This is a genomic window from Nocardioides sp. NPDC057772, assembly GCF_042798075.1.
Taxonomy (GTDB): Bacteria; Actinomycetota; Actinomycetes; order Propionibacteriales; family Nocardioidaceae; genus Nocardioides.
On sequence record NZ_JBHVKN010000331.1, the window covers coordinates 1 to 3,084 of the forward strand.

The 3,084-nt window shown below is 67.3% G+C and carries 3 protein-coding genes; all 3 read right to left on the minus strand.

Going from position 1 to position 3,084, the window contains the following annotated elements:
• Positions 1-1,122, minus strand: a 1,122-nt coding sequence (locus ACFVJS_RS27190) for an ammonium transporter (protein ID WP_378886669.1), incomplete at its 3' end; no start/stop codon positions are given.
• A 133-nt stretch (positions 1,123-1,255) separates the two neighbouring features.
• Positions 1,256-2,413 (minus strand): tRNA (guanosine(37)-N1)-methyltransferase TrmD, encoded by a 1,158-nt coding sequence (gene trmD, locus ACFVJS_RS27195; protein ID WP_378886670.1) that lies wholly within the window; start codon positions 2,411-2,413, stop codon positions 1,256-1,258.
• Positions 2,410-2,979, minus strand: a complete 570-nt coding sequence (gene rimM / locus ACFVJS_RS27200; RefSeq protein ID WP_378886671.1) for a ribosome maturation factor RimM — start codon at positions 2,977-2,979, stop codon at positions 2,410-2,412. The genes trmD and rimM overlap by 4 nt, the downstream gene beginning before the upstream one ends.
• Positions 2,980-3,084: the final 105 nt, after the last annotated feature.

The window sequence follows — 3,084 nt, forward strand, 5'->3', positions numbered from 1 at the left end:
CACGGCCAGCGAGGAGCCGAGCTGCTTGATGAGCTGGTCGAAGCCGCCGCCGAAGAAGAGGCCGCTGCCGCCGACCTGGGCGAAGAAGCCGAGGTAGACACAGCCGATGAAACCGGCGACCAGGTGGATGCCGACCACGTCGAGGGTGTCGTCGAAGCCGAGCTTCCACTTCAGCTCGACCGCGAGGCAGCAGACGACGCCGACGAGCAGGCCGAGGAAGATCGCCCAGATCGGCGCGATGTGAGCACAGGCCGGGGTGATCGCGACCAGACCGGCGACGACACCGGAGGCGGCGCCGACGGCGGTGGACTTACCGTCCTTGAACTTCTCCACGATGATCCAGCCGATGAGACCCGCGGCCGGGGCGATCAGCGTGTTGAGGAAGATCAGGGTGGTCTGACCCTGGGTGGTGCCGGGGACGCCGGTGTTGAAGCCGAACCAGCCGAACCAGAGGATCGCGGTGCCGATCAGCACCAGCGGTACGTTGTGAGCAGCCGTCTCCTCCTTGGAGAAGCCGACCTTGCGCTGACCGAGGACGAGGGCCAGCGCGAGCGCCGCCGCACCGGCAGCCTGGTGGACGATCGTGCCGCCGGCCCAGTCGAGGGCGCCCCACTTGCCGATCCAGCCGATGTAGTCGCCGTCGGCGTTGAGGGCCCACACCCAGGCCTGGCCCGGGAAGTAGACGACGGTGGCCCAGATGCCCGCGAAGAGCAGCCACGGCCAGAACTTCGCGCGGTCGGCGATCGAACCCGAGATCAGCGCCACCGTGATGATGGCGAACGAGCCACCGAAGGCGAGGCCGCCGAAGAAGTTGGTCGAGTCCTCGACCGCGGTGCCGTCGTCGAACTCCTTGACCATGTCACCGAAGGCGCCGGTCAGACCGAAGTCCTGGAACGGGTTGCCGAAGAAGTTCGTGATGCCGGACTCGGAGATGGTTCCGATGCCGCTGAAGCCGTAGAGCACCCACAGCAGGGTGATCAGGCCGAGGGAGCCGAAGCTCAACATCATCATCGACACGACGCTCTTCGACTTCACGAGGCCGCCGTAGAAGAAGGCGAGACCAGGAGTCATGAAGAGCACGAGCGCCGTACACAGCAGCTGCCATGCAAGATCGGTAGTCATTCGTACCTCATAGGGTCGGGATTCGGATCGCGTGAGCCGAGCACACGTTTCGCCGGATCCTGTCGAGCCCCCGTTTCGGTAACAAACTCTTTCTGTTACAGGCGCGTAACAGCCTTCTGATGTAGGTGACTTGTTATCTAGCTGCTCGCCTGGGTTTGGTGAGGATCACAGCACCGGGCGGCGCGTCGAGGTCGCGGCGCAGCCGGAATCCGGCCTTCTTGTAGATCTTCTGGTTGCGCTCGCTCTTGGCTCCGGTGAAGAGCGAGAAGGTCGTGGCCCCCGCCGGAGCCACCTGCTGGATGTGGTCCAGCAGCTGCCGGCCGAGCCCTCGTCCTTGCAGGTCCGGAGCGGTCATCAGCCGGCCGATCTCCCAGACGTCGCCCTCGAGCCGGGCCCGGACCGAGCCGACCAGCCGCCCTGCGGAGCGGACGACGTAGACGTCGTGGGTCTCCAGCGCACGCACCGTGTCGTCGAGAGACTCGTGCAGCGGCGGGATCGCGACGCCGGGGTTGTCGTGCATCTCCTGGACCCAGCAGGCGAGCTGCAGCGTGTGCAGCTCGGGGGCGTCGGCGCGGACCGCGGGCACGATCTCCCACTCCATGGCCGCCTGCGAGGCGTGGAGCAGGTCGGGGCGGCGTACGGAGGTTCTTTCCACGGCTTGCTGGTGGCGCCACTCGGCGATGCGCTTGTGGTCGCCGCTGAGCAGCACCTTCGGGACCTCGAGATCACGCCAGGAGGCGGGCTTGGTGTAGACCGGGTACTCCAGCAGGCCGTCCTCGTGGGACTCCTCGACCAGCGACTCGGCGTTGCCCATGAACCCGGGGATCAGGCGCACGACCGCCTCCGTGATCGCCATCGCGGCGACCTCTCCCCCGTTGAGCACGTAGTCGCCCAAGGAGATCTCGCGGACCTCCGCACGCGTGGCGGCGTGGTCGAGCACCCGCTGGTCGATGCCCTCGTAGCGGCCGAGCAGGAAGACGAGCCTCTCCCTGGTCGACAGGTCCCGCGCCAGCGCCTGGGTGAACGGCTCACCGCTCGGCGTCGTCACGATGACGGTCGCACCGTCGATCGCCAGCTCGTCGAAGGCCTCGCCGAACGGCTCCGGCTTCATCACCATCCCAGCGCCACCGCCGTAGGGGGTGTCGTCGACGGTGCGGTGCTTGTCGTGGGTCCACGCGCGTACGTCGTGGACGTGCATCTCCAGCAGACCGGACTCGATCGCCTTGCCCGGCAGGCTCAGTCGTAGCGGCGCGAGATAGTCGGGGAAGATGGTGAGGTAGTCGAGCCTCACTTCGCCTCGTCCTCGTCCTCGGAGCTCTCGGGGAAGGGCGCGACCAGGCCCGGCCGGTCGGCGATGACGACCCTCTTCTCGGCCAGGTCGACGACCGGCACCAGTGCCTTCACGAACGGCACCAGCGCGTCGCGGCGGTCCGGGGTGCGAATCGTCAGCAGATCCTGCGCGCCGCCGTGGACCAGCGACTTCACCGTGCCCAGCTCGCGGCCCTCCTCGTCGAAGGCGGTCAGGCCGATGAGCTGGTGGTCGTAGTACTCGTCGGGGTCCTCGGGCGACTCCTCGGCCGGGATGTCGGCGAAGAGCAGCGTCCCCCTGGCAGCCTCCGCCTCGTTGCGGTCGGTGATCTCCTCGAAGGCGACCTGGAGCACCTGCCCGTGCCACCGGGCGCCCTCCACGGTCAGCCGCTTCGCGGCGTACACCGATCCCTTGGGCGGCTGCGTCCGCAGCACCGTCCCCTCGGCGAACCGCTTGTCGGGCTCGTCGGTGCGCACCTCGACGGTCACGAAGCCCCTGATCCCGTGCGGTTTGCCGATCCGTCCGACCAGCACCTCGATCAACTCCACAGGAGTGAGATTAGGGGGTGCGGGGTCTGGGGTTGGAATCACCGGTTCACCGGTGATTCCTGCACTTCTCTGGCGTTGCATTGCCAGAGAAGTGCAGGTTTACCC